This is a genomic window from Sphingobium sp. BHU LFT2 (assembly GCF_018604485.1).
Lineage (GTDB): Bacteria > Pseudomonadota > Alphaproteobacteria > Sphingomonadales > Sphingomonadaceae > Sphingobium > Sphingobium yanoikuyae_A.
Genome location: NZ_JAFCGW010000008.1, coordinates 1 through 24,839, shown reverse-complemented (window position 1 = coordinate 24,839; position 24,839 = coordinate 1). Strand labels below are relative to the sequence as shown.

Annotated in this window: 21 protein-coding genes and 1 pseudogene; 13 read left to right on the top strand and 9 right to left on the bottom strand. The window is 59.3% G+C overall.

The window, feature by feature from the left end:
• Positions 1-5 precede the first annotated feature (5 nt).
• From JQK15_RS15550 to JQK15_RS15535, 4 genes are read right to left on the bottom strand one after another with little or no spacing between them, the layout of a single operon-like run.
• Positions 6-2,957: a PAS domain-containing protein gene (locus tag JQK15_RS15550; RefSeq protein WP_251007774.1), complete on the bottom strand. Its 2,952-nt coding sequence runs from the start codon at positions 2,955-2,957 to the stop codon at positions 6-8.
• A 42-nt stretch (positions 2,958-2,999) separates the two neighbouring features.
• Positions 3,000-3,227, bottom strand: a complete 228-nt coding sequence (locus JQK15_RS15545; protein WP_214866330.1) for a hypothetical protein — start codon at positions 3,225-3,227, stop codon at positions 3,000-3,002.
• Between the two features lie 28 nt (positions 3,228-3,255).
• Complete coding sequence (locus JQK15_RS15540) at positions 3,256-4,551, bottom strand: PQQ-dependent sugar dehydrogenase (protein WP_214866329.1); 1,296 nt, start codon at positions 4,549-4,551, stop codon at positions 3,256-3,258.
• Positions 4,548-4,976: a DUF2231 domain-containing protein gene (locus tag JQK15_RS15535; protein WP_214866328.1), complete on the bottom strand. Its 429-nt coding sequence runs from the start codon at positions 4,974-4,976 to the stop codon at positions 4,548-4,550. The genes JQK15_RS15540 and JQK15_RS15535 overlap by 4 nt, the downstream gene beginning before the upstream one ends.
• 185 nt (positions 4,977-5,161) lie before the next feature.
• Here JQK15_RS15535 and JQK15_RS15530 point away from each other — a divergent pair, with 185 nt between their 5' ends.
• From JQK15_RS15530 to JQK15_RS27670, 6 genes are all read left to right on the top strand, one after another.
• Entirely contained in the window at positions 5,162-6,130 is a 969-nt protein-coding gene (locus JQK15_RS15530; RefSeq protein ID WP_214866327.1) for a cytochrome c oxidase subunit II, read from the top strand.
• Entirely contained in the window at positions 6,127-8,649 is a 2,523-nt protein-coding gene (locus JQK15_RS15525) for a cbb3-type cytochrome c oxidase subunit I (RefSeq protein ID WP_214866326.1), read from the top strand. Before JQK15_RS15530 ends, JQK15_RS15525 begins: the two co-directional genes overlap by 4 nt.
• A complete protein-coding gene (locus tag JQK15_RS15520) occupies positions 8,646-9,023 on the top strand; it encodes a hypothetical protein (RefSeq protein ID WP_214866325.1) in 378 nt (125 codons plus the stop codon). The genes JQK15_RS15525 and JQK15_RS15520 overlap by 4 nt, the downstream gene beginning before the upstream one ends.
• Positions 9,020-9,613 carry a cytochrome c oxidase assembly protein gene (locus JQK15_RS15515; protein WP_214866324.1) on the top strand — a complete coding sequence of 198 codons (594 nt, stop codon included), beginning with the start codon at positions 9,020-9,022 and terminating at the stop codon, positions 9,611-9,613. Before JQK15_RS15520 ends, JQK15_RS15515 begins: the two co-directional genes overlap by 4 nt.
• On the top strand, positions 9,610-10,650 hold the full coding sequence (locus JQK15_RS15510; RefSeq protein WP_214866323.1) for a c-type cytochrome: 1,041 nt from the start codon (positions 9,610-9,612) through the stop codon (positions 10,648-10,650). Before JQK15_RS15515 ends, JQK15_RS15510 begins: the two co-directional genes overlap by 4 nt.
• 147 nt (positions 10,651-10,797) lie before the next feature.
• Entirely contained in the window at positions 10,798-11,241 is a 444-nt protein-coding gene (locus tag JQK15_RS27670) for a hypothetical protein (RefSeq protein WP_502956827.1), read from the top strand.
• Here the strand turns inward: JQK15_RS27670 and JQK15_RS27665 are convergent.
• The 3 genes and pseudogenes from JQK15_RS27665 to JQK15_RS15495 form a co-directional block, all read right to left on the bottom strand.
• Complete coding sequence (locus tag JQK15_RS27665; RefSeq protein WP_502956825.1) at positions 11,125-11,514, bottom strand: DUF1328 domain-containing protein; 390 nt, start codon at positions 11,512-11,514, stop codon at positions 11,125-11,127. The genes JQK15_RS27670 and JQK15_RS27665 overlap by 117 nt on opposite strands.
• A 391-nt stretch (positions 11,515-11,905) precedes the next feature.
• Complete coding sequence (locus JQK15_RS15500) at positions 11,906-12,457, bottom strand: opacity protein (protein ID WP_214866321.1); 552 nt, start codon at positions 12,455-12,457, stop codon at positions 11,906-11,908.
• A gap of 1,189 nt (positions 12,458-13,646) precedes the next feature.
• A pseudogene (locus JQK15_RS15495) lies at positions 13,647-14,715 on the bottom strand (DNA polymerase ligase N-terminal domain-containing protein); the annotation flags it as partial.
• Positions 14,716-15,232: 517 nt separating this feature from the next.
• On the opposite strand from JQK15_RS15495, the gene JQK15_RS15490 reads away from it, so the two are divergent.
• The 5 genes from JQK15_RS15490 to JQK15_RS15470 all read left to right on the top strand — a co-directional run bounded on the left by JQK15_RS15490 (position 15,233) and on the right by JQK15_RS15470 (position 20,921).
• Positions 15,233-17,395: a catalase gene (locus JQK15_RS15490; RefSeq protein WP_214866320.1), complete on the top strand. Its 2,163-nt coding sequence runs from the start codon at positions 15,233-15,235 to the stop codon at positions 17,393-17,395.
• Positions 17,396-17,640: 245 nt separating this feature from the next.
• On the top strand, positions 17,641-18,198 hold the full coding sequence (locus JQK15_RS15485; protein ID WP_214866319.1) for a type 1 glutamine amidotransferase domain-containing protein: 558 nt from the start codon (positions 17,641-17,643) through the stop codon (positions 18,196-18,198).
• Between the two features lie 299 nt (positions 18,199-18,497).
• Positions 18,498-19,280 carry a transglutaminase-like domain-containing protein gene (locus JQK15_RS15480; RefSeq protein WP_214866318.1) on the top strand — a complete coding sequence of 261 codons (783 nt, stop codon included), beginning with the start codon at positions 18,498-18,500 and terminating at the stop codon, positions 19,278-19,280.
• Positions 19,281-20,283: 1,003 nt separating this feature from the next.
• Positions 20,284-20,490, top strand: a complete 207-nt coding sequence (locus JQK15_RS15475) for a DUF6961 family protein (protein ID WP_251007773.1) — start codon at positions 20,284-20,286, stop codon at positions 20,488-20,490.
• 224 nt (positions 20,491-20,714) lie between these two features.
• Positions 20,715-20,921, top strand: coding sequence for a hypothetical protein (locus tag JQK15_RS15470; RefSeq protein ID WP_214866317.1), 207 nt, complete (start codon positions 20,715-20,717; stop codon positions 20,919-20,921).
• A gap of 715 nt (positions 20,922-21,636) precedes the next feature.
• Here the strand turns inward: JQK15_RS15470 and JQK15_RS15465 are convergent.
• Positions 21,637-21,828 (bottom strand): hypothetical protein, encoded by a 192-nt coding sequence (locus JQK15_RS15465; RefSeq protein WP_214866316.1) that lies wholly within the window; start codon positions 21,826-21,828, stop codon positions 21,637-21,639.
• Positions 21,829-23,523: 1,695 nt separating this feature from the next.
• Between JQK15_RS15465 and JQK15_RS26895 the strand changes: the two genes are divergently transcribed.
• Both JQK15_RS26895 and JQK15_RS15455 read left to right on the top strand, forming a co-directional pair.
• On the top strand, positions 23,524-23,820 hold the full coding sequence (locus tag JQK15_RS26895; RefSeq protein ID WP_353047205.1) for a hypothetical protein: 297 nt from the start codon (positions 23,524-23,526) through the stop codon (positions 23,818-23,820).
• Positions 23,821-23,907: 87 nt separating this feature from the next.
• Positions 23,908-24,261 (top strand): hypothetical protein, encoded by a 354-nt coding sequence (locus JQK15_RS15455; RefSeq protein ID WP_214866315.1) that lies wholly within the window; start codon positions 23,908-23,910, stop codon positions 24,259-24,261.
• Between the two features lie 6 nt (positions 24,262-24,267).
• Here the strand turns inward: JQK15_RS15455 and JQK15_RS15450 are convergent, their stop codons facing one another.
• Positions 24,268-24,426: a hypothetical protein gene (locus tag JQK15_RS15450; protein ID WP_214866314.1), complete on the bottom strand. Its 159-nt coding sequence runs from the start codon at positions 24,424-24,426 to the stop codon at positions 24,268-24,270.
• Positions 24,427-24,839 lie beyond the last annotated feature (413 nt).

Genomic DNA, 24,839 nt, shown 5'->3' with positions numbered 1-24,839 from the left:
AAGGATCAGGGGAGCATGTCGCCAATTCTCTTGGCCAGCGCGTCCATTGCGAAGGGTTTGGTCACCAGCGCCATGTTCGGCGCCAATTGTCCGTTACCGATGACGGCATTTTCCGCATAGCCGGTAATGAACAGGATCTTGAGATCGGGCAGGAGGCTGAGCGCGGCATCGGCCACCTGGCGACCGTTCATGCCACCGGGTAGCCCGACATCCGTGATCAGCAGATCAAAGGCCGCACCATTTTGCAGCAGCCGCATGGCGCCCGGACCATCCATTGCCTCCTGCACATCATAGCCCAGTTCCTGCGCAATCTCGACGACGAGGAGGCGTACCGTGGGTTCATCATCGACCACCAGGATACTGCCCCGTTTCATCGCCTTGTCGGCTGCCATCGCGGGCAGGAGGGGGGGCGGGGATGCATCGTCACTCCCTTCGTCCTCCATGAAGTGGCGGGGCAGATAGATGCACATGGTCGTGCCCGTGCCGATCTCGCTATAGATCCGCACATGCCCGCCGGACTGGCGGGCAAAACCATAGATCATGGACAGGCCAAGGCCGGTGCCTTCGCCCATCGGCTTGGTCGTGAAAAAGGGATCGAAGGCGCGCGAAATCACCTCGGGTGTCATGCCCGTGCCGGTGTCGGTCACGCAGATCGAGACATATTGGCCCGGCTCCAGATCCCGTTCGCGCGCGGCCATGTCGTCCAGCCACTTATTTGCAGTCTCGATCGTGATGCGTCCCCCGTCCGGCATTGCGTCGCGCGCATTGATGCAGAGGTTGAGCAGCGCATTTTCAAGCTGGTTGGGATCGACCAGGGTCGTCCAGATACCGGCCTTGCCGACAGTCTCGACCTCGATCTGTGGTCCCACCGTGCGCCGGATCAGCTCTTCCAGATCGAAGATCAGGCGGTTGGAATTGACCGGCTTGGGATCAAGCGTCTGCCGGCGGGAGAAGGCGAGCAGGCGGTGGGTGAGCGCAGCGGCGCGGCGGACGGCGCCCTGGGCTGCGACAGAATATTTGTCGATCTCGCCGACCCGGCCCTGCGCTATGCGTATCTGCATCATTTCCAGGGCTCCGGAAATGCCCGTCAGCAGATTGTTGAAATCATGGGCAAGGCCACCTGTCAGCTGGCCGACCGCTTCCATCTTCTGCGACTGGCGCAGCGCTTCCTCCGCCCTGTCGCGCTCGGCCGTCTTGGTCTCGACCTCCTCGGCAAGCCTGCGGCGATCCTCCTCGAGCTGCCGCTCGATCGCCTTGCGGGCGGACATGTCCTGCATCGCGCCGACCATGCGCAACGGTTCCCCGGCAGGACCGCGTATGACATAGCCGCGATCGAGGACATCGGCATAGCCGCCGTCGCAGCGGGCAAAGCGATATTCGTCGGTCCAGTCGGTCCCCTCGCCATCGATCACCGCATGGATGCTGTCGTTGATCCGCTGTCGGTCATCCGGGTGGATATGGTCCAGCCACCATTCGCCGGTCGGTTCGACATTTTCGAGCCTGTGGCCATAGGCATGCTCAAGGGCGATGTTCCAGGTCACATGATCGTCGCGGAAGTTCCAGTCCCACACCGCATCATTGGTGGCCCGCCCGGCAAGGCGTAGCCGCTCCTCCACTTCCCGCAAACTGGCCTGCGCCTGACGGTCGGCGGTGACGTCCTGTACGGTGCCGATAAGGCGGATCGGTACGTCGCCCTCGAACATCGCCAGGCCCTGGGCATGGATGTGCCGCTCGACCCCGTCCTCGATCCCGACCGTGCGATACTCCGTGTCGAAGATGCCGGCACCCGCCGGATCGAGCGCGGCGCGGACCGCTGCGTCGGCCTCTTCGCGATCATCGGGGTGCAGGCCGGCCAGAAAGGCGGTTTCATAGCTGACTGGTGCGCCGGGATGCAGGCCGAAGAGGGCGCGACAGCGCTCGTCCCATTCAAGCTGTCCGGTCTGCGGCCAATAGTCGAACTGCCCAAGGCGGGCGGCGCGCGTGGCGAGTTCCAGCTTCTCCCGGCTTGTGGCCAGGGCTTCGCTCGACAGATGCGATGCGGTCACGTCGGTGGCCGTACCGAACCACTCAAGGATATGGCCGTCATCGTCGAGAATCGGAACCGCACGGGACGCGGTCCAGCCGATGGTCCCATTGGCCTTGTGGACGCGATGCTCCAACATGAGAGGCGTTTTAGCTTCGATAGCATGGGCAATCGCAGCCATCACCACGGACTGGTCATCTACTGGGATATAGAGTTCGAGCCAACGAGTTGATGGCGCCTGCATATCGGTTAGGAAACCGCGGCCTTCGAGCTGGAGCATCTCCTGCCAGTCGGCGCTCATCTGATAGATGGCATCGGAAGTCGCGCTCACCAGTGCGCTAAAACGCGCTTCACTTTTCTCCAGCCTTGCCCGTTTCTCTTCGATCCGGCGGGCGTCAATAAACTTTTGCGTGACATCCACCGCAACGTCGAGAATGCCTGCAATCTCCCCTGCGTCGTTGCGCAAGGGACTGTAGCAAAAGGTCCACCATGTGTCTTCGGCATAGCCATTGCGGGTCATGACGAGGTGCATGTCTTCGACCGAGACCGTCTCGCCGCTAAGGGCTTGGTCGATCAGGGGCGAGATCTCAGACCAGATTTCGGGCCACACGTCGCGCAGCGACTGACCGAGCGCTGAGGGATGGCGGGCTCCGAGGAAGGGCGCATAAGCGTCATTATAGAGGAAAAGTTGCGCCTCTCCCCACATGATGAGCATCGGAAAATCCGATGAAAGCACGAGCTCGACCGTGGTCCGTAGCGATATTGGCCAATCCGCCTTCGCCCCCAGTGCTGTTTTCTCCCAGGGGAAATCGGCTACACGAGCTCTGAGCGAATTCGCGCGCGCGCGCGCCGGAGAAAAAATGGAGGCCATGACTTGGCGATAGACGCAACGCGCCATCCTGTCATCGGGCATGACGGCGTTCCTTCCATCCATACGGCGCAATTAATCTGGCATTTTACTGTCTGATTAAAAACGTCAGCGCTGAGGTGCGGCTGACCTTGCGCTGTTGTCGCTATTGACCTCGTCTGCGCCGGTCTGGTCGGCCCTGAAATAGCCGATCGCAACCACGATGAGCAGAACCGCGATGACGAGCGCGAGGCTTGTCACCAATATGGATCGGGTCACGGTCGTTCGCGATCCGCTGCGTGCCTCGACTTTCGAGAGATGGGTTACCGTTTCGCCATCTTCCTGTCGTTTCTCCATATCCTCTCTCCTTGCCCTTTGCCTGATGTCAGCGACGGGTTGGGGCTATCCGCCAGACGCTGTTGGACAGGTCATCGGCGACAAGCAGCGCGCCATGGACCGGATCATAGCTTACGCCCACCGGACGTCCGCGCGCATGTCCATCCTTGATGAACCCGGTCAGGAAGTCCTGGGGCTTGCCGGCGGGCCGACCATCGGCGAATGGGATGAATACCACCTTGTAGCCGGCCAGATCTTGCCTGTTCCAGCTGCCATGCTGTCCGACGAAGGCGCCCTGCGCATAGGCGGGGCCAAGACCTCCGCCGGTTGCGAAGCTGATGCCGAGCGCCGCGACATGGGATCCCAGGGCATAATCGGGCCGGATCGCGCGTCGCACCATATCGGGCTGCTGCGGACGCACCCGCGGATCGACATTCTGTCCCCAATAGCTGTAGGGCCAGCCATAAAAGGCCCTGGGGCGAACCGCAGTCATATAATCGGGCGCCAGTTGCGGTCCGAGCTCATCGCGTTCGTTCACCACGGCCCAGAGCCGGCGCGTCTGCGGCTCAACTGCAAGTGCCGTCGGATTGCGGATGCCCGAGGCATAGGTGTGATGCATGCCGGACTGGCGATCTACCTCCCAGATGACGGCGCGATCTTCCTCCACCGCCATGCCGCGTTCGCCGACATTGCTGTTGGAGCCGATACCGACATAGAGTTTCGATCCGTCCGGGCCAGCTGCCAGCGACTTGGTCCAGTGATGATTGATGCGTGAGGGCAATCTGGTCACCTCGACGCCCGGCGTGGTGATGCGCGTTTCGCCCTCGCGATAGGGAAAGCGCAGCAGCGCGTCCTGTGTCGCGACATAGAGCTGGCCCTCGACCAGGGCGAGGCCATAGGGCGCATTCAATCCGGTGATGAGCGCACTGCGCAATTCGGCGCGGCCATCGCCATCGGCATCGCGCAGCAGGGTGACGCGATTGCCACCCTTGACCGATGTCTTCCCCATGGCCTTGATCTGGGTCGCGATGACATCCTTGGGCCGCAGGGCAGGGGCCGAACCGCCCGACCCTTCCGCCACCAGAATGTCGCCATTGGGCAGCACCAGCATCTGGCGCGGAATGGCGAGCCCCGTGGCAAAGGCCGTCACGCTAAAGCCGGCCGGTGCCGTCGGCTTTTCATTGCCCCAGCCTGCGGGCGTCGCGACTTTCATCGGCGGCAGCAATGTCTGGCGCTGATCGGGCAGGTCCGGCTGCGCACCGGTCTGGTCAAGGCCGGACTGGCTGCGCCCGCAGGCGGCAAGGGCCAGGAGACTGGCGCCCAGGATGAAGGCACGCACGGTCATGGCCGAACCTCCCGGTAGCCGGCGAAGGCCACCCAACCGGCGGCAAGGGCAGCCAGGCTGCTGAGGAGGGAAAGGATGAGACCGATGGTCCCGACTGAACTCCAGCCGTCGCGACTATGCTGGAAGGCGTTGATGAGCCCGCAGACCCACATCAGCGCCAACAGCAGCAGATAAAGACCATGCTGTCGGCGTGCAGGCCCTTCGGCGCGCGCCAGCGCGATCAAGGCCCATAGCAGTACCAGGCCGCCGCCGATCAGCGCGCCGGTGATCAGCCAGGCCGAAAAGTTGCTCCACTGGATTTCCGCGCTGTTGAGATAGGTGATGTCCGACAGCAGGGCAGCGGGAAACAGGGCGACCGGCCAGGCGAGCAGCAGGCCGTGAAGCGGATGGAGCAGGGGCCGGGTGCGCGGCGGGGCGCTGGGCAAGACAGGTCTCCGTGTCGAAGCAAGAATGATCCCTCGCTAATGCGCCGGCTGGCTTTTGGTTTCGCCGACACCAGCAATTCATCCGCTTGTTACGAAACAGAAATGTTTGAACCGGATGCCGCTTCGCGTGTTGGCATGAAAGACGCTGCACACGGATGCGGCGCGAAAGGGGTGACGCGGGCGCAATGCGCAATCCATGGCTCTGGACCATTTCACTGCTCGGCCTTGGCGCCTGCAATGCGCAGCAGTCGGCCCTCCATGTCTTCGGCGCCGAAGCACGGCAGGTGCGCGAGATGGCGATCCTGTTGACCATCGGCGCGGCGATCATCGTGACGGTCATGGTCCTCATCTATGTTCGCGCGCTTCGCGCTCCGGCAGGGGCGCTCAGCCATCGTAGCGGCATGCGGATCATCTTGTGGCTGGGCGCCATCTGCCCGGCCCTGATCCTTGGCGCGCTGCTTCTCTATGCTTTGCCTGCCATGCGCCCGCGCGAGACAGCGCCTGGCGACCTCACCATTCGCGTCGAGGGCGAGCAATTCTGGTGGCGGGTCGCCTATGGGGCACCACGCGCAGGGCCTGGACTTGTTTCTGCCAATGAGATCCGCCTTCCCGTGGGGCGGACGGTGATCCTTGAACTCGGCGCGCAGGACGTGATCCACAGTTTCTGGATTCCCGGTCTTGCCGGGAAGATGGACATGATCCCCGGACGGACCAACAGGCTGGTTGTGCGCGCCGAAAATGCTGGCCGCTTCCGGGGCGTTTGCGCGGAATTCTGCGGCCTGTCGCACGCGCTAATGGCCTTCGACGTGATCGCGATGAACCCGGCTGATTTCGACGCATGGCTGGCGGGCGCGCGCGGCGCCGGCAAGGGCCTAGTGCCATCGAGGGGCCGGTCCCTCTTCGATGCGCATGGCTGCGGCGCCTGCCATGCCATCCGGGGAACCGCGCATGATGCGGCAATCGGGCCTGACCTTAGCCGTTTTGGACAGAGGCGGACGCTGGGGGCTGGGATATTGCCACCGACCACCGCCAATATCGCCGCCTTCATCCGTGCGCCCCAGATCGCAAAGCCAGGCGCGCGCATGCCCGCCTATCCCCAGCTGTCCGAGCAGGAGGCCATTGCCATTGCCCATTATCTCAAGGGGCTGAAATGAGCCTCCACGATCAGGATGACCCGGCGCTTCGCGCGGCGCAGGAAGAAAGGTTGCGCGCGGTGTGGGCGCCGCCCAGAGGGGTCTTCCTGCGCTGGACCGACTGCAACAATAATCAGGTGGGCGTCTGGTATGTGCTGACCGCCTTCGGCTTCATGCTCTTTGCCGGCGTGCTCGCTCTCATCATGCGCACCCAGCTTGCCGTGCCCGACAATGATCTGGTGGGGCCTGGTACCTTCAACCAGCTCTTCACCCTGCACGGCTCGATGATGATGTTTCTCTTCGCCGTGCCGATGTTCGAGGCGGTGTCGATCATCCTTCTGCCGCAATTGCTGGGCGCGCGCGACCTGCCGTTTCCTCGCCTGTCGGCCTTTGGCTACTGGTCCTTCCTGATCGGCGGGCTGTTCGTCGGGGGATCGATCTTCTTCAATGCCGCCCCTGACGGCGGCTGGTTCATGTATCCTCCGCTGACCACCCGGACCGATCTGTCGGGGCTGGGGGCCGATATCTGGATGCTCGGTCTTTCCTTCATCGAGGTGTCGTCGGTCGCGGCCGCAGTCGAACTGATCGTCGGCGTGCTCAAATGTCGACCGCCTGGCATGCGGCTCAATCTCATGCCGCTATATGCCTGGTACATTCTGGTCGTGGCGGTGATGATCCTCTTTGCCTTTCCGCCGCTCATTGCGGGCGACATATTGTTCGAAATGGAAAGGCTGCTCGACTGGCCCTTCTTCGATGCGCGCCGGGGCGGGGACCCGCTCTTGTGGCAGCATCTGTTCTGGATCTTCGGTCATCCCGAGGTCTACATCATATTTCTGCCCTCGATCGCGCTGTTCGCGATGCTGGTGCCGACCTTCGCCAACCGCCATCTCCTGGGCTATCCGTGGATCGTGCTGGCGGCCGTGGGCACCGCTTTCCTGTCCTTCGGGCTTTGGGTCCACCACATGTTCACCACCGGGCTGCCAAAGATCAGCCTGGCCTTCTTCTCGGCCGCCTCTGAAGCCGTGGCCATTCCGACCGGCGTCCAGATATTCGTGTTCATCGCGACGCTGTGGGCAGGGCGGGTCACCTGGTCCACACCTCTTCTCTATGCGACCGGTAGTCTCGCCATTTTCGTGATCGGCGGCCTTACCGGCGTGATGGTGGCGGTGGCACCGTTCGACTGGCAGGCGCATGACAGCTATTTCGTCGTCGCCCATCTTCATTATGTGCTGATCGGCGGCACGCTGATGCCGCTTTTTGCTGGTCTTTATTATTATTGGCCGTTGGTGACAGGCAAGAAGCTGTCCGACCGGCTTGGCCGGATCGCATTCTGGATGCTGTTTGTCGGTGCCAACCTGACCTTCTTCCCGATGCATCTTTCAGGACTGATGGGCATGCCGCGGCGCGTCTTCACCTATCCGGCCGAACTGGGGCTGGGCGGGCTCAACATGGCTTCCACCCTGGGGGCCTGGCTGTTTGCCGCGGGGGTGGCGGTGATTTGCCTCGATCTTAGCCTCTCTCCGCGCCGGGCTCGGGCCGCCCGCAATCCCTGGAATGCCGGCACCCTTGAGTGGCTCGCCCATCCCGAGGACGAGGACTGGGGCATAAGGTCGGTGCCATTGATCGAGAGCCGCTATCCGATCTGGGACCAGACAGATTTCGTGCGCAAGGTGGATGAGGGCCGCTTCTTCCTGCCCGATGCAGAGGAAGGGCGACGCGAGACGATTGTCACGAGCGTCCTTGATGCCCGGCCACTGGCAGTGATCCGCCTGGGAACCCCGAGCATCAAGCCGATGCTGACGGCGGTCGCGCTCGGCGGGGTCTTCATCCTAACCACCTATCATCTCTACTGGGCTGCGCTCGTCAGTGGTGGTGCCACACTCGCTATGGCGCTGTGGTGGCTCTGGACCGGGACGGCCGAAATTCCTGAAAAGCCCTGCAAGCCGATCGGCCACGGCCTTGAGCTGCCGCTCTATCTCTCCGGGCCCTCGGCGCCAGGCTGGTGGGCGATGTTCATTACGATGATGGCCGATGCGACGGCTTTTTCCGGGCTCGTCTTCGGCTATTTCTTCTTCTGGACCCGTCATGCAGATTTCCCGCCGGTCGCTCTGGCGGACGGGCCCGGCATGGCCTGGCCCATGCTCGCACTCTTCCTAGGGCTTGGAAGCTGGCTGCTGACGCTTGGCGCGCGCGAGGTGCATGCCAGCAAGCATGTCGGCATGGCACGGCTCTGCCTCATGGTCGCGCTGCTACTCAGCCTTGCCGGGATCGGGGCGGGGCTTGCCGGCCCCTGGACGCATGGCATGGACCCGCAGGCGCACAGCTATCCTGCAATCGTGTGGACGCTCGCCATCTGGGCAGCGGGTCATGCGGGTGTTGCCGCCATCATGCAGGGCTATGCGCTGGCCCGCAGTCTCGCCGGACGCATGGACCCGGTCCATGACGCGGATCTGCGCAACGTCACCGTCTACATGCATTTCTATGCGCTCACCGCGATCGTCACCTATGCGACGATCGGGCTGTTTCCGGAGGTCGCATGAGCGAACGAGGCAAATGGCATGAGCGGCTCAAGGTCACGCTCTGGACGCTCATCATTCCACCAGCAATCTGGGCAGGGCATTTCCTCGCCTCCTATCTCTGGGCGGCCATCTCCTGTGCCAAGGCCGGGCGCTTTGCCAGTTTTCCGCTATTGTTCGTCATCGGCACGATGCTTGCGCTGCTGCTGATCGGGCTTTCGGGATGGATCGCCTGGGCGCAGGCACGCCTGCCGGGCAATCCGCCGCCCCATGAGGACTCGACCCGGATCGACCGGCTGCGTTTCCTGGCCAAGTCGACCTTGCTCCTGGCAGGGCTGAGCTTCGTCGGGGTGCTGTTCACGGCGCTTCCGGTCATCTTCCTGCGGGATTGCCGATGAAACGCGCCGCACTTGCCGCCGGCGTAGCGCTGGTACCGATCGGCTGGCTCCTGGCTGGCGTTCCGCTTGGCATGACTGGCCATATGGCAGGCCATATGATTGCCGTGGCGCTTGCAGCGCCTTTTCTTGCCCTTGGTCTGTCGCAAGGGCGGTTTGATCCTGCGCGTCTCTGGCCCGCCCTCATAACCCCTATGGCGATGATGCTGGTGGAACTTGTCACGGTCTGGCTCTGGCACCTGCCGGCCCTTCGCGCGGCGACAATGACCTCCTTCCCATTGCTCGGGCTCGAGCAGCTCTGTTTCCTCGGAGCAGGTCTGCTGCTCTGGTCATCGGTGCTCCGCGCCGATCATCGGGCCGCTGGCATCGGTGCCCTGTTGCTGACATCGATGCACATGACCCTGCTTGGTGTCCTGATCGGCCTGGCGCCAAGGCCTCTCTACGCGGCTGCGGATCATCACCTGGCCGGCATGGATCCACTGATCGACCAGCAACTGGGCGGCGTCCTGATGCTGCTGGTGGGCGGGGCCAGTTATTTCATCGGCGGTCTTGTCCTGTTGGCGAGCCTCCTTCGCCAGAGGGGGGCGGCATGATCATTCGCATCAGCTTGAAGCGCGCGATCGCCGCGTTGCTCGGACTTGGGATTTTCGGCATGCTGTTCGCATGGTCCGGGGCCATGCAGATTTCCGCGTCGTCGGGCCATTGGCGTGTCACCGACTGGTTCCTTCACTGGACGATGCGCAATTCCGTGCGGACTTATGCCTGGCTGGACGCGCCTTCTGATCCGATCGACGATGAGGGACTGGTCAGTGCAGCGGGGCATTTTCGTCAGGCCTGCCAGGTCTGTCATGGCGCGCCGGGTGTGCGTTCATCACCCGTGATGCAGCAGGCAACCCCGCCAGCGCCAGATCTCGCCCGGACGGCAGGGGAATGGCGGGATCGCGAATTATTCTGGATCATCCGGCATGGCGTCAAATTCACCGGCATGCCGGCCTGGGCGGCGGCTGATCGACCGGACGAGGTGAGGCGCATGACCGCTTTCGTCCGTCGCTTGCCGCAGATGACGGCGGCGCAATATCAAGCGCTGACCCAGGCTGGCGAGGAAAGACGTCTGCCCGGCGTTGCTCCGGCAACCTTGTCGGCATGCACAAGCTGCCATGGCGTCGATGGTCGGGGGAGAGGGCAATCCGATATTCCGGTCCTGGCTGGGCAGAGCGCGGCCTATCTGGTCGCCAGCATGCGCCAATATAGGTCGGGGCAGCGCACCAGTGCAGTCATGCAGACGGCGCTTGCAACGACCGGGCGCGAGGACATCGCGAGGCTCGCGACCTATTTCTCTGCGATGCCTGGGCTGGCGAATATTGCGACCACACGCAGTTCACCGGGGCTGGATCGTTTCGGCCAGCCCCTGCCCGCCTGCAGCAATTGTCATGCGGCCGGCAAGGCCGCGCCCATTCTTGAAGGGCAGAAGCCAGGCTATCTCGCTGCGCGCCTGCGGCTTTGGCAGCAAGACGATAATGTCATCGACGCGCGCTTGCCGCCGGATACTATGGCGATGATAGCAAGACGTATCCCGGTCGATCAGATCGATGAACTGGCGCGCACGGTGGCGAAGCCTGGGTCGGACTAAGGGTCTATCGTCCGGTCAAGCGTGCATGTTGACCCAGATGAAAGCCAGGATGGCTGCAACGATGAATGCGAAGACGAGGTAGAGTGCAAGGCGACTGGTGGCCTTGCGGGCAGGACGTTCCTTGTGATGGGGCATTGGGATCCTTTCATGGTGATGTCCGCTATCAACGCGCGGCGGGGTTCCTGGTGCCCGGACGACACTCCTGCTGAACTGCTCAGCTTAACCCAGAGCCGACGGCCGGCTGGAGCGCTGGGCAATTCCCCGTTACGGATACTGGAGGGATGGGCATCTCGCATAGGTTTCGATAGTCTTGTCGATTGCTTCGGGAGAGGGCGCACTGGCCTGCCCGCAGCGGAAACATCAAACAGCCTATCGACCCCGAAAATTCGCAATATCTCGCGCTTTTCAGGGTCGTTAGGCTGTGGCGGATGCAAAAAAAGGCGAAACAGGAAATCGTCGGTTTTAGATCGCCAGTTACCTTACTCTACCACCCCGGCCGAAAAAGAAGCCAAGGACAACGAGTACAACCGCTACGAGAAGGAAAATCTTGGCGAGCTCAGCGGAGAGGCCAGCGACGCCGCCAAAGCCTAAAAGGGCAGCGATGACGGCGACTACAGCCAGAATGATAGCCCAGCGGAACATGGTTGGTCCTCCTCTACAAGGGATATGGATTGCGGCCATCGGCCACCCGATTTTAGAACAAATGCCGGATATGAATGTTCCAGATGGACCGGCGCGGTAGCTGTATGCGTGCCTTGCAAAGAACGCGTTCCAGCCCCTGCCGGATGTCGCATTACTATGCGATCCATTGGGATCGCAGCTTCCGTTATCAACGTTCGATCTCGATGTTTCGATAGAAAACATGGCCCGGCACAGGCCAGCAGCGGTTCGAGCAATGTGGAAGAGCTCAACTGTCTTAATCGGCGCTCGCCCGGTCGAGCATCGCGGCAGTTCACCGCCCCGCTTGGTCATAACGCAATGGTGAAACGCCTCTTTCTACCTTACATGCTCATATCGATCAGCTGAGAACGGTGACATGATGGTCGCGTCACGACGCTGCGGGCGCAATATGACCCAGCTATGTCACCAAGGTGATTGCGAGGGCTCTCCACCGAAAAGTCTGCGCCATCATGATAGGAAGTTGACATCGCTACCCGGCAAGGTTTCCAGCACGGATGCGATGGGAGCATTTGGGAAGGAATTTAAAAGCCCCGTCCGCTGGTTTCGCGGACGGAGCTACTAACGTCACAGCACTCTAGAAGTGGAAAATGACACCGGCCATGGGACGGAAGCTGTCCCAGTCATAGGTATCGAGCTGCACGCGCAGGCGCACGCCGCTGTTGCCCGTGACGCCGCCGAGGCCGATTTCCTTGGGCCCCACTTCAACGCCCGCGCCGTACATCCAGTCCTTGCGATCGGGCCAACCGCCCTTACCATTGACCCACTGATAGCCAGCCGAGGCATAGATCAGGCCGCTCTCACCAGCGCGAGCGCCGAAGCGACCTTTGACACCATATTCCCAGTCGATGTCGCTAAAGCCCTTGGTGGCGTTGCCTTCAACACCGACGAAGACCGGTCCAAGCGGAACATTGACACCGGCAATGCCGCTGATCAGCGCGCCATTCATGATTGTTTCGCCAGGAATGTCGCCGAATTCAGAACCGCGATCGAAGGTGTGATAGCCGCCCAAAACGCCGACATAAGGCTCAATCCCGAAAGCATCTGTACCATCGGGAGCAGTTTCCTGCGCAAAGGCAACTGCGGGGAAGGCGGCCATAACCGCTGCGGCGGCAAGAAACTTTTTCATACAAATCCCTGTTCGTTGCGATAGGTCGAGCATAGAACAGGTTGGATCGCGAGCTAGTTTCACACGACGGTCGTTAATCTGCAGTTGTTGCAATTTTGTCACTTGGCTGGAGGAACCAGGATCATCGGGCTTCGTATTGTCGGTGCGAGCCTTCTCGCAGTCTTCATACCTGCCCACTCCGGCCAAGCCGGGTGGGTTGTTTGATAATCTCCGCGGGTGCGTCATGGAGAGTTCAAATTAAGCTGGTATCAAGATGGCGGACGGAGTTTTCTCGCGAAGGACTGCATCTTGATGAACTTCGTCCAACCTATGAGATATCTACCTGCTCCAGGGGCAGCGAATATGCAATGGAGGATGAAGGCGAGCTGTGCCCAGCAATGGCGCGATTGCTGGGGATTTCTCGCGCCGCCAGCTGACAATATCGCGATCTTTACGCCCACCGGGGGGAACGCGCTTGACCCGCAAATCATATGATCATGACCGGCTATAATAGGCGAGAAGCTTCATGGGCGATCACCATGTTGACCCCGATATGCTTCGGGAGATGGCGCAGCATCGCGGGTTCCGGCTGTTAAAGTCGCGCCGGCGCAAACCGGGTGCTGGTGACTTTGCTCGATACGGGCTGACAGATGCCGCAGGCAAGCCGGTGCTGGGCGTCGGCCCTGAGGGCCTCACTGCATTGCCAGAGCAGATCGAAGCCTATCTGCGCTCAGGCACACTCGACAGCTGGAAGGCATCGGCGACATTCGCGCTTGGTTCAGCTGGGCGAGCCGGGAGAGAGCAGACCCAAGAGAAGCCCGGCACGGACAAGGCACGCCCGTCAAAGGGGGCACGCCAACAAAGAGTGTCTGACGTTCGGGCCAGAAATTTAATCGAGGTTAGGGGAAAGGGGGGATCATCTCACAGCAGACCGACAAGCGCCAAGGCCAGCGAGCCATTGATGCGCAAACGGTCTGTTTTTGACAATCCAGCAGCCTCCCGACCAGTTGTGCTGCGTAAACCCACGAAACGAGACATAAGCCCTATTTGCGCCCTGCTTGGCGAGTTTCGCGGAATCAAGCGGACAAGAAAGGATGTCGCCACATATCTCTCTACCGGCGACAAGGCCGGTGTCGGTATGCTCGTTGCCGAAGAGGAAGGCCTGATTGGATGTGTTGGATGGGCAACAATCCCGACGGTGCATCGCGGCAGAGTAGCGGATATGTGGAGATCCCTGGCCGATCTGCTCGGCCAGCTTCCTCTTGCGGTCGATTAAAGGAAGGCTCGTCAGGTCCTCGCCGTCAACAGCGAGAAGATCGAAGGCATAATAGAGGATCTCGCCAGGATCGCCTTTGAGCGCTGCTTGCAACGCCTGAAAACTTGTCCTTCCCTGCGCGTCGATCATCACGGCCTCGCCATCAATGAGGGCCGAACGGGCATTGAGCGCGACAGCCTCTGCGATGATCGACGCAAAGCGGTCCGACCAGTCAAGACCCGAGCGCGTATATGCCCTGCCATCGCCACCGCACACGAAATCAAGGTTCGGTAGCCGTCGAATTTCATCTCATGAAGCCAGCGATCGCCAGCAGGAACATGATCCACAAGTGTTGCGAGTTGTACGGGCTGGTAGGGAGGAGGCACATCAATGTGCTTCTCGCGGGCATCTTCCTTCCTCTGCTTTGCCAAACCCCTGCCTTTGGCCGACCTTTTCTTTGTCTTAGCCGCAGCTCCCGAAGCGATTTCCGCCATGGTTCTACCGCTTTGGATGCTTGTGAGATGTATAGCAACCAGATCGTCCGAGCCTGCGGCATGCTCATCAGCGATCTTACGAAGCAGCCAATTCTCGCTCCTTTCCTTGCCGCGAGGCTTGAGCCGGATCAGCAGCCATTCGCCCTTCATACTGTGTCCGTGCAGGATGAAGTGCAAATGTCCCTCTCCAAGTGTCTTGACTGCATCCTTGCCCGGCACTGGCTCCCAGATGCCGTTATCCCACAACATGACGGTACCGCCGCCATATTGCCCCTTGGGGATCGTCCCTTCAAAGCGTGCATAGTCGAGCGGGTGGTCTTCTGTACGGACGGCGAGACGCTTGTCGTTGGGATCAAGACTGGGGCCGCGCGTAACAGCCCAGCCCTTGAGCGTGCCATCGAGCTCGAGGCGAAAATCATGGTGTAACCGCGTTGCGTCGTGCTTCTGCACAACAAAGCCTTTACCGCTGGTGGCTGTCGTATTGCCCGACGGCTCGGTCGTTCGGCGAAATCACGCTTGGAATGATACGCGCGAGCCCTTCGAGCGACTTTACTTCAGCTTTTTGAGCTTTGCGCGGCATCAGTGGGTCCCGACCTCATCGCTTGCTCGACAAAGGGATAATTCGCGCGGCGCCAGACTCGTTCCCACCCTGCGGCCCTCTTGACATCCTCATGATGTGAACTGCCGAGCCGTACCATGGCGGAACTTGTCAGGTCCCGGCAACCAGAAGAACAGGCGCCTTCGCTTGCCGAAAGGCACATCCTCGGGTGTGGGGCCGGGTGATAAGCGCTGCGTGAGGCTATGGACTAAAGGCCATCCGATCGCCGCCAATGAGCGAGCAACTGCCACGATCAAAAATAGCTCCAGCACGCGCATCGCGTGCGAGCGGGCAGATGTTCTTCTGCAAGAGCGGGAATCTCACTGATGCAGATCAGTCTTGGTCGATTACAGGGAACATAGGCGCGGCTGCGCGCTTCCATGCGCAGCGGGCGTCCAAGCGGCGCATTCCGCGACAGCCCTGAATTTAACGCAGAAGGAGGAGGTCGCATGGCGCGCAAGATCGATCAGGACAATGGGGCCGATACCCAGGCTGGCGAATTTGAGACAAAGATCGGCACTGGCGGGGAATTGCATCAGCTGCCCGCAGAGGCCAGTCCGGTTCTCACGACCCAGCAAGGCGTGCCGGTTGCCGATGACCAAAATTCTTTGCGTGTGGGCGAACGCGGCCCGACCTTGCTGGAAGATTTTCACTTTCGCGAGAAAATCTTTCATTTTGACCATGAGCGCATCCCCGAGCGGGTCGTACATGCACGAGGTTTTGGCGTGCATGGTACTTTCACGCTGACTGAGAGCCTGGAAGAATTCACCACGGCGAAAATGCTGACGGAAGTTGGTGAGCAGACGCCGATGTTCGTGCGCTTCTCGACGGTCGCCGGCAATAAGGGTTCGTTCGATCTGGCTCGAGATGTGCGGGGCTTTGCCGCCAAATTCTACACCAAGGAAGGAAATTGGGACATTGTAGGAAACAACATCCCGGTATTCTTCATTCAGGACGCAATGAAGTTTCCTGATTTGGTCCATGCGGCCAAGCAGGAGCCCGATCGCGGCTTCCCTCAGGCGCAGACTGCGCATGACAATTTCTGGGACTTTATTGGTCTGACGCCTGAATCCATGCACATGATCATGTGGACCATGTCGGACCGAGCCATTCCGCGCTCCTTCCGGTTCATGGAAGGCTTTGGCGTCCATAGCTTCCGCCTCATCAATGCTGAGGGAAAGAGCGTATTTGTCAAATTCCACTTCAAGCCCCGGCAAGGTCTGCAATCGGTCCTCTGGAACGAGGCAGTCAAGATCAATGGTGCCGACCCCGATTTCCATCGTCGGGACCTTTGGGACGCCATCGAGCAGGGCAACCCGCCCGAGTGGGATTTCGGCGTTCAGATTTTTGACGAGGATTTTGCCGAAAATTTCGAGTTCGACATACTCGATGCCACCAAGATCATCCCCGAGGAACAGGTTCCGGTAAAGATCATCGGCAGTTTTGTCCTCGACAATCATGTAGACAATTTCTTCGCCGAGACAGAGCAGGTTGCATTTTGCACGCAAAATGTTGTGCCTGGCATCGGATTTTCGAACGACCCGCTGCTCCAGGGTCGAAATTTCTCCTATCTCGATACCCAGCTCAAGAGGTTGGGCAGTCCCAACTTCACCCATATCCCGATCAATGCTCCCAAAGGGTGTCCCTTCCATAATTTTCAGCAGGACGGGCATATGGCAATGCGTAACCCGAAGGGGCGCGTGAACTATGAACCTAATAGTTGGGCACCAGGCGATAATAATCCGCGGGCCGACCCGACAAGGGGCTATCGCCATTTTGCGCAGGAGGTGAATGGGGCAAAGGTGCAAGTCCGTGCCGAAAGCTTTGCCGATCATTATAGCCAGGCGCGGCAATTCTTCATCAGCCAGACGCCTATCGAGCAAAAGCATATTGGCGATGCACTGGTTTTCGAGCTGTCGAAATGCGAACGCGCTGACATTCGCGAAAGGATCGTGGGTCATTTGCGCCATATCGATGAGACGCTTGCGACCGTAGTTGCCGGAGGTCTTGGCCTCACGGAACTGCCCGAACCGGCGCAAGCGTTGGTAGCGACCCGCACCGATCTCCCCCCGTCGCCCGCACTCAGCATCGTGGCACGGGGACCGGAAAGTTTTTCCGGTCGCAAGCTTGGCATATTGGTCAGTGACGAAGCGCCATCCAAGTTGCTCAAGGCACTTGTTGCGGGCGTGGAAGCGGCCGGTGCCACTTTTGAAATCATCGCGCCAAAGATCGCGGGCGCAAGGCTCGACGATGGGAGCATGGTCGACGCCAAGCAAAAGATCGATGGCGGTCCATCAGTGCTCTACGACGCGGTTGCCCTACTCCTCGCTCCTGATGGCGCGGCGCAACTTGCTTTGGACAAAACGGCCAAGGACTTCGTCAGCGACGCTTTCGCCCATGCGAAATTCATAGGCTATACCGAAGACGCGCTGCCGTTGATCGACGCAGCGGGTATCGGTGAAAGCGACATGGATGATGGGCTGATCGCCTTGACTGACGCGAAAAGCATCGCGGGCTTTCTCAAAAACTGCGCGTCGCTGCGTCTTTGGGACCGGGAATATAAGGTCGATCTGGATGCGGCGGGCTTTCTCGCTGCGCAGCAGGGGAAATAAGGCCGGACGGCAGCTTCAGTGACAACGGAGACGAAAATGTCGTCACTGGACAAGGTGATGGCGGCGGTGACGCGGGCGAACACTGCACGAGCAGGAGCCATGAGCTATGGTGAAACCAGCCGCGGCCTTCCGTTACATAGGCAACTGCCGGCGCATATGCAGGTAGGAATCGCGCAGGGCGTCGCAGGTAAGCGCGGCTCTGCGGCACAGACCTTGCCTGAATCAATTTTTTGCAGGAGACCATCATGACCCTTGAAGGAAAATCCATAGCCATTCTGATTGCCCCGAAAGGAACTGAGGAGCCGGAATTTGTCCAGCCTCGCGATGCAGTCATCGCAGCGGGCGGTAAAATCACGATAATCAGTCTTGAAGCCGGCGCGGCGCAAACCAATAATAATGACCTTGATCCTGGCAACGCCTATGCCGTGGACAAGCAGGTGGCGAACGTCTCGGCCGAGGAATTTGATGGGCTCATCATCCCGGGCGGCACCGTTGGCGCGGACAAGCTGCGGGCTAGTCAGGAGGTGGTCGGCTTGGTGCGCAATTTCGCGAGGCAGAAAAAGCCCATCGCCGCTATCTGTCACGGTCCCTGGCTGCTGGTCGAGGCCGGTGCGCTCGAAGAGCGGACTGTAACGTCCTTTCCGACGCTACGCACTGATATCGAAAATGCAGGTGGCAATTGGGTGGACCAGGAGGTGGTTGTCGACGAGGCCATCATCACCAGTCGCAACCCCAAAGATCTGCCTGCTTTTTGCGAGCGGCTGGTCGAGATCTTCTCTCGAACGCCCGAAACGGCACCATGATCTTGCCCGCTAGAGAATAGCGTTCAACGTTGCCGCCATCGTTACAAACGGTGGCGTCGCGGCGTTGCAGGGCTTGATCATATAAGAATTACGCGTGAAAGCATGGTCGTGCTCGAATATCTATCCACAGTAGGTTATTCAAATATCGGATAGTTTTGATGATTATAAAAGTCAGGTAAAATGGTATTAGCGTCAGCATAAAGTCTTTTACATATTTTCATTTGATGAATTATTAGGTTTTATGAAAAAATAGTTTTGTAGACGTTTTAATCTAAAATTATTGTCGGGATGGAGTGCGTATGAAACTAAACGTCCATGTACATCTTGACTATGAGCTGTCTGGCCCCACGGATCTGCTTTTGCAGATCGAGGCAGCTGATATTCCCGAGCAGGCGATAGAATGGAAGGACATCATTCTTCCTCAGGCCGATCATATCGCCCATGTCCCTGCGCAAGACTGTATCGGGGAGCGGATTTGGTTGCGCATGTCGGGCAAGATGGTGGTCGACTACCGAGCAAGAATAATCGTCAACCGCAATCTGGCCGACTGCAGACAGCTGCAGAGGGTGCCGCCGCATCTGCTGCCCGGTGAAACAATTCCCTATCTACTTTCTTCCCGCTATTGCGAATCTGATCGCTTTCAGAGCTTTGTGAAAGAGGAGTTCAGGACGCTTGAGGGCGGCGAGCTTGTGATGGCTATGCGGGACTGGGTACATGACCATCTGCGCTATGTTCCCGGTTCAAGCAACATAATGACAACTGCGGCTGATACCTTCATTTCCCGACGCGGCATTTGTCGCGATTATGCCCACCTCCTTATCACTTTGACTCGCTCTGCCGGTATTCCCGCCAGGATAGCAAGCGTTTATGCCCTTGGCGTTGATCCTCCCGATTTTCATGCGGTGGCCGAGATTTTCCTTGGCGGCGAATGGCATCTCGTCGATGCTACCGGTATGGCGCGCGAAGCTGGCATGGCGAAGATTGGCGTGGGACGGGATGCGGCCGATGTTGCGTTCCTCACTGCTTTTGGCGGAGCTCAGCTGATTGATCAATATGTGTCGGTGGAGCCTTGCCTGGATTAAGGGTGGGGCGCGTGACCTGACAGATATGCCTGCTGCCGTGGAGAGCCAATACCCCATTCGAGCATCTTGCGGACCGTCCCACGATAAGGAAGCTGCTGGATCTGTAGTCCGCCCGACGGCGGGCGACAGGCGCAAATCATCATGCGGATAGGGTCTAGGCTCAGGAAAAGGGTCTCGTTGAGCAGCCCGTCGCGCACGCCACCGCTGAAGCATTCGATGCAGCCGTTCTCCATCGGCTAAATTGCTGGGATGTAGTGCCGCTAAACGTTGCCGCAGCAGGCAAGGACGGCGTTCGAGGTCCGCTCGGTGCTTATGTCGCTGACAACCATCCCAAGCTTGCCCAGCTCGGCGATTAGCGAGGTGAGATTTCGCACCAACCGACGCCTGAGATAGGACCGGCGCCGCGCATACGCGCTTGCGGGTGACACTGTCGATGATGTTGAGCATCCGGAACAAGGCCCTTTCGCCCGCTCATCATGGAAGAAGTCTGTGGTCCATCGTTGGTCGGGTAGCGCCAGCACGGGAGCCGATGCATGCTCGCCGACGGCACCGCGCCGCCTCCACCTGCGTCGAGCCGCTGGCCTGGCAGCTGGCGTTGTGAGAAAATCTTTGAAGTCGGCATTATCGAGCATCACCTGTGCCAGCTGCTTCATCTTGGGTTTCTCGTCCTCGAGCGCCCGAAGCCGCTTCGCCACCGACACCGACAAGGCGCGAAACTTGCCCTGCCAGTTGTAGATTGCCGCTTCGGCACATCGTGCCCACTATCCAGATAGGCAGTCTTCGCGCCAGCCGTCTACTCCTTCAGCAGGCAGATGATCTGTTCTTATGTGAACTTTGCCTCCTGCCTTCCGTAGGGCGCGCGTCACCGCCTACAGTCAATATCAGCGCGAGCTCTCGCTGGACTGAGATAACATGCTTATGGATGGCATGCGGCCGGCCGATTGCCTGTTGGATGGCGCTCGCCGGTAATGATATGGTTCCGGCAAACATCCAGGGACCGCCCATGCAACTGAACGACTGGACCTTATGGGCCTCAGCGCAAGAGGTAATAAAGCGGTGTGGCGTGAAAGCACCGGAATATGCTTCTGCGCAAATTGCGGAGGCGCAAACCGCCGGCGACGATGCGTCCGCTCGGACCTGGCGGGAGATCGCTCAAAGGATCGATCAGCTAATGGATGAAAGGACCGGCCGGCCGCTTGATAAGCAATGAGGGGGCGAGGGCATATCTTGCTATCCTCACGCGCTGTAGGTATTTAGAGCGCGTGTCGCCATAAGCATGTGCTATGCAGCGTCGTCCTGCTCTATACCATGATGGCGTAAACCCTTACCAAGCTAGCTGACGCTAAGTGCTGAAATTTCTTTGGACGGACAGTGAGCGACCCGCCAAAATTTTTTGGCTGACACTAATAGATGAGATGCAGTACATAAAGCAGCGTGGAACTGGAAAATAAAACTTTCTGGGCGATCGCTCAAAAGATCGTGACCTGCTATGGTCCCGAAGCATTCGGCTATGTCGCTTCAATGGCGGAAAAATCGGCCATTGCCGGCGATGCCGGAATGGTGGCGGCATGGCATTCGATCGCGGAGCGCATTGATCGTTCGATGATTGCTGAGTGCATCAACCAATTCCGGGACGATTGAGCAGTCGAGGATTTCATCTCCTATCAGGAATAGAGTCGGTCCAACCTGTGCGCCTATCCGACTTGCCAGATGCCTATTGGCGCAGTCATTGCAGAGCAATACGCCCCGGGCGCAGATGAGTTTTTGCTTCCAACTGCCATCTGCCCGCGAGAGCCTCGATGGTCCTGTCGGGGTATCGAAGCGGCCATCCATTCAAGCCATATTGAGGATGATGGATCTACTATGGTGCCCTGTAGTGTCATTTCATATCTTCGTCTCAGGTATCTCAGCATTGGGCGACCTAGTTGCGGAGGCGTCCTAACAGTCGCTGGGGTTCAAGGATTATGACATGCGCGGCAAAATGTTGCGGTCCCTCGAAGCCGTCACGTGTGCCCTAGAAGAAGCGCCAGCATTGCCGCTTCTGCCCGCCAAACTAGCCCGGCATCGTTTTTCGTGGAACGATCCTCTCGCTCACGTGTAATGCCATCAACGAGCATCTCCCCCCGTTGCTCGCTGACCTTCGACTGGCCCCGCGCGATCGCTCGCTGCGGGGCTTTTTCGTGCAATCGCCTCGCGCCCGCTCTGGGCAACGGTGATTTTGTGGCGGACTAGAAACGATGAGGGGGCGCGATGTTTAGCATATGGCATTAAGATGCGGACCGATTGGCGCTACGCAACTGTTCATCTGGTCGCTGATCGACATTGTTGCAGTCTTATGGGCCGTGCGGTGGATGATCTAGCCGGAGGCCTGTGGGGCTATCAAAAGCATCCAGGCCACCAGGCCAAAGAGCAAACTGAACCCCACCAGCAGGAACCAAATTTCGTTCCACCGCACCGAAGATTTAGTAGGCTGCTCTGCCTTAGTTTCTTCAAGGTGCGGGTTAACGATGTCGACAAGCTCGTGGTCAAGGTCGGGGTCGATGCTCACGCCTTATGTTATCATCCCTGCATCCGGCGGCAACCGACGATTACCCTATATGACCTCCCTGAAATTGGTGAGAAACTTGCGAGTTCGACGAGCGGCTAACATGCGACGCTCCGATACTGACCGGTATTTGCAATCGGTTAGCCGGTCAGTATCACCCGCCACCGGTAATGGCCCTTATTCCTAAGCGTGGGGGTTGAGGGTAGACGTCGGAGGATCCCAGCGTTGATGGCTGAGACTCCCTTTTCACAGTGCAGCGCTGGGGTCACCGCATCGTTTGTCAGCATATTCCGCTTCCTAAGCCGGGAAAAAATTCCTATCGCGGATCGTCCCGCGATTCGGTTTCAGACTGCCCGGTCCGCTGGACACCCCGTCTGCAGTTCAGTTGGTAGCGACCCGCTTGAGGCAGACGGGGGCTTGAACGCCTTCTTCTACGCGATTATTCTGCTACCGTTCCTGGCGAGGTTCAACGTCATCGCGGCGCGCGTCAGGAACACCTTCTCGTGATGGGGCTGGCGCCGCTATTGCGACGGTGCTACCTGAGAACTGAACCCGGCGCGCACCCCTTTATTTCCCCCCGAAATATAGCCGCGTCGGGTTCACCTTTCCCCACGCCCACTCTAACGTACCGCTTCGCTTGGATAGTGCTGCCTCAATGCTTTCTTTGGAATGTTGCGCCTCCCGCAATGCATATTCGCTTTGCCCAGCATCTTTTCCGGAACACCAAAGGTGCTAACGGCGCGATCAAGCAGCTCAAAACTGAGAACCGCGCTGTTGGGTGGGCAACATCGTCGGCTGGCTGTCTTTGTCGATGATGTGAGGAGTCGTCTTTTCCATTCGTCTTGTATGCCTTCTCTGATCGCCGAGCGAATTGGGAGCTGGCGAGCGACACGCGACAGCCGCCCTCTATCAAGACATGAACCCGAACTATGTCCCAGCCATGTTTAAGTTGTGCGGGGCACTGAATAGGTCGGATCGCAGGTGGCTGGCGAAGCAATAATTGCCTGGTCGCCGGCAGAAGACACTTAAGACTGCCTGCTTCTGCTTTGGCTAGAGCATCGAGCTTGAAATTTGAATCGCTGGGATTCCTGCTGGGCTAAATTTGTGATTGACCGATGTTGGAGGTGGATCATGGGAAAAGCCTATTTGGGAGACCTGCGTGAGCGGGTGAATGGAGAGATAGCCGATTGCCAGTCACCTCGAGGTGCAGCGCGGCGCTTTGGGGTGAGTGCGGGCACGGGCGTGCGTCTGGCGCAGCGGACGGCGTAGACAGGATTGCTTGCGCCTGCGCGGCAAGGGCTTCCGCCCGGTGGCGGCAAGCTGGCGCCCTATCGGGCTGTGCTGATCGGCTGGGTCGAGCAGGATGGGGACATCACGATGCCCGAACTTGCTGCCCGGCTGCTGAATGGAGCGCAGGTTGTGGCGCATCCCGCTTCGCTGTCGCGTGCAGCGCATTCAACCTCGCATCGATCGGCACCAGCGGTTTTGATATCGAAGCAAGCTATCAATGGCGGCAGCCTCAGGGTCTGCCAGGCAGTCTGACCTTGCGCGGACTTGCGACCCATGTGCGCAAGTTCGTAACGGATTCAGGACTGATCGGTACTATTCCAGTGGCCTCGGCAGGGGTCAATCTGGGGTAACGCGCCGGACTGGAAGTTCCTTGCGATCCACAGTTACGAGAATGAGCATCTCTCGTTCATGATCCTGGAGCGTTGGTTCAGTGATGGCGTGCTGGGCAATCAATATGTTGTCTGCCAGCCGGGGAGCTGCCGTGAATCGGCGAACAATCACCCCACAATCGACCAAAACTTCATGCCGGGCGCTTTCTACATGGATATTGGCGGCAACTATAATATCACTCCGCAGGTGACGGCCTATTTCAAGGTGGACAATCTCTTCGACCGTGACCCCGCAAAATCGCCCTATTTCGTGAACCCAAATCTGTATGATGTAATCGGATGCATGTATCGGGCGGGCGTCCGCGTCAAATTCTGATGCGCAGCGGTGCCGCGTCGGTGATGTGCGCCGACGGGCTTGATCACAGTGTCGTGGTCAGAGGGCGGAACGAAACTAGATGCCGTAATGGCTCGACGTCTGGCGGCCATAAATCTCGCCATATCGTCCCACGCCCACGTCCATGCGGCTCTGGAATATTGCCTCGATCAAGACGGGGCGCGGGCCTGCGGAACTGCTCGTGCCGCCCGACATCACTCTGATGCCGCTGACGAGATCGTCGACCACCGTTGCTTTGCCTGGAACAAGCTCTCATCTAGCAGCTTTGGGACGTCATCTTCCTCGGACGACGGTATGGGCTTACGGGTTCTGATCAATGCATTTTGGTATCAGTCTACCAAACTGACGATCCCGCTGGCCGCGCTGATGATCATCAGCAGGGCGAGGACGCAAGCTTCGATCATCAATATGGTGTCCGACTGATGCCTCTCACGCTTCATCGCATAAGCCCCTCAAGATCATTTCGTCCATGACAGCTTGTTGATCTTTCGTCAGATCGTCGCGGTCGCCTATGGCCGACCAGGCTTTAATCAGCTCGGCATCTGACATATCGGCCGCAAGCGCAGCGGCCTTCAGATGGTCTTCCATTCAGCGTCTCCAATCATCACGCACGCGAAAGATTATGTCGATCGGCAGCGTGAATACAACCGCCTCTAGTTTGCGCTAGGTTAGAAGATCGCTTCCATGGCCTCGCTCTTTCGCGCTCTGGAGCGATGTGATTTAGTTAAAATCGGGAAAAACCCGCGCATTATCGTCTGACTTCTGGTCCGGGAACCGGTCACCGGATCAAAAGCAACTTCCCCTACAGCCAACAAGGTGGCTGCACAGAGTAGCTTGCCTCAATCTGCCGGCGTAAGCGCGGAGGTGAAGCGATGCTGAGCGATGAAGGCGTCAAGGATGCGGATAATACCAAGATGCATTGATCACGACCCACGCGCCCATTTACGGCGTCCGATAGTCATGATGCGCCACGGCTGATCGACCAGCTTGTTCCAGGCTTC

Excerpts from the sequence above, each read along its gene's own strand:
- JQK15_RS15455 (WP_214866315.1), top strand. The coding sequence starts at position 23,908 with ATGGCTCGACGTCTGGCGGCCATAAATCTCGCCATATCGTCCCACGCC.
- JQK15_RS15520 (WP_214866325.1), top strand. The coding sequence starts at position 8,646 with ATGAGCGAACGAGGCAAATGGCATGAGCGGCTCAAGGTCACGCTCTGG.
- JQK15_RS15545 (WP_214866330.1), bottom strand. The coding sequence starts at position 3,227 with ATGGAGAAACGACAGGAAGATGGCGAAACGGTAACCCATCTCTCGAAA.
- JQK15_RS27665 (WP_502956825.1), bottom strand. The coding sequence starts at position 11,514 with ATGTTTTCTATCGAAACATCGAGATCGAACGTTGATAACGGAAGCTGC.
- JQK15_RS15475 (WP_251007773.1), top strand. The coding sequence starts at position 20,284 with ATGCAACTGAACGACTGGACCTTATGGGCCTCAGCGCAAGAGGTAATA.
- JQK15_RS15550 (WP_251007774.1), bottom strand. The coding sequence starts at position 2,957 with ATGGATGGAAGGAACGCCGTCATGCCCGATGACAGGATGGCGCGTTGC.
- JQK15_RS15530 (WP_214866327.1), top strand. The coding sequence starts at position 5,162 with ATGCGCAATCCATGGCTCTGGACCATTTCACTGCTCGGCCTTGGCGCC.
- JQK15_RS15450 (WP_214866314.1), bottom strand. The coding sequence starts at position 24,426 with ATGGAAGACCATCTGAAGGCCGCTGCGCTTGCGGCCGATATGTCAGAT.
- JQK15_RS26895 (WP_353047205.1), top strand. The coding sequence starts at position 23,524 with ATGATCCTGGAGCGTTGGTTCAGTGATGGCGTGCTGGGCAATCAATAT.
- JQK15_RS15480 (WP_214866318.1), top strand. The coding sequence starts at position 18,498 with ATGAAACTAAACGTCCATGTACATCTTGACTATGAGCTGTCTGGCCCC.
- JQK15_RS15500 (WP_214866321.1), bottom strand. The coding sequence starts at position 12,457 with ATGAAAAAGTTTCTTGCCGCCGCAGCGGTTATGGCCGCCTTCCCCGCA.
- JQK15_RS15510 (WP_214866323.1), top strand. The coding sequence starts at position 9,610 with ATGATCATTCGCATCAGCTTGAAGCGCGCGATCGCCGCGTTGCTCGGA.
- JQK15_RS27670 (WP_502956827.1), top strand. The coding sequence starts at position 10,798 with ATGGTGATGTCCGCTATCAACGCGCGGCGGGGTTCCTGGTGCCCGGAC.
- JQK15_RS15515 (WP_214866324.1), top strand. The coding sequence starts at position 9,020 with ATGAAACGCGCCGCACTTGCCGCCGGCGTAGCGCTGGTACCGATCGGC.
- JQK15_RS15490 (WP_214866320.1), top strand. The coding sequence starts at position 15,233 with ATGGCGCGCAAGATCGATCAGGACAATGGGGCCGATACCCAGGCTGGC.
- JQK15_RS15540 (WP_214866329.1), bottom strand. The coding sequence starts at position 4,551 with ATGACCGTGCGTGCCTTCATCCTGGGCGCCAGTCTCCTGGCCCTTGCC.
- JQK15_RS15485 (WP_214866319.1), top strand. The coding sequence starts at position 17,641 with ATGACCCTTGAAGGAAAATCCATAGCCATTCTGATTGCCCCGAAAGGA.
- JQK15_RS15525 (WP_214866326.1), top strand. The coding sequence starts at position 6,127 with ATGAGCCTCCACGATCAGGATGACCCGGCGCTTCGCGCGGCGCAGGAA.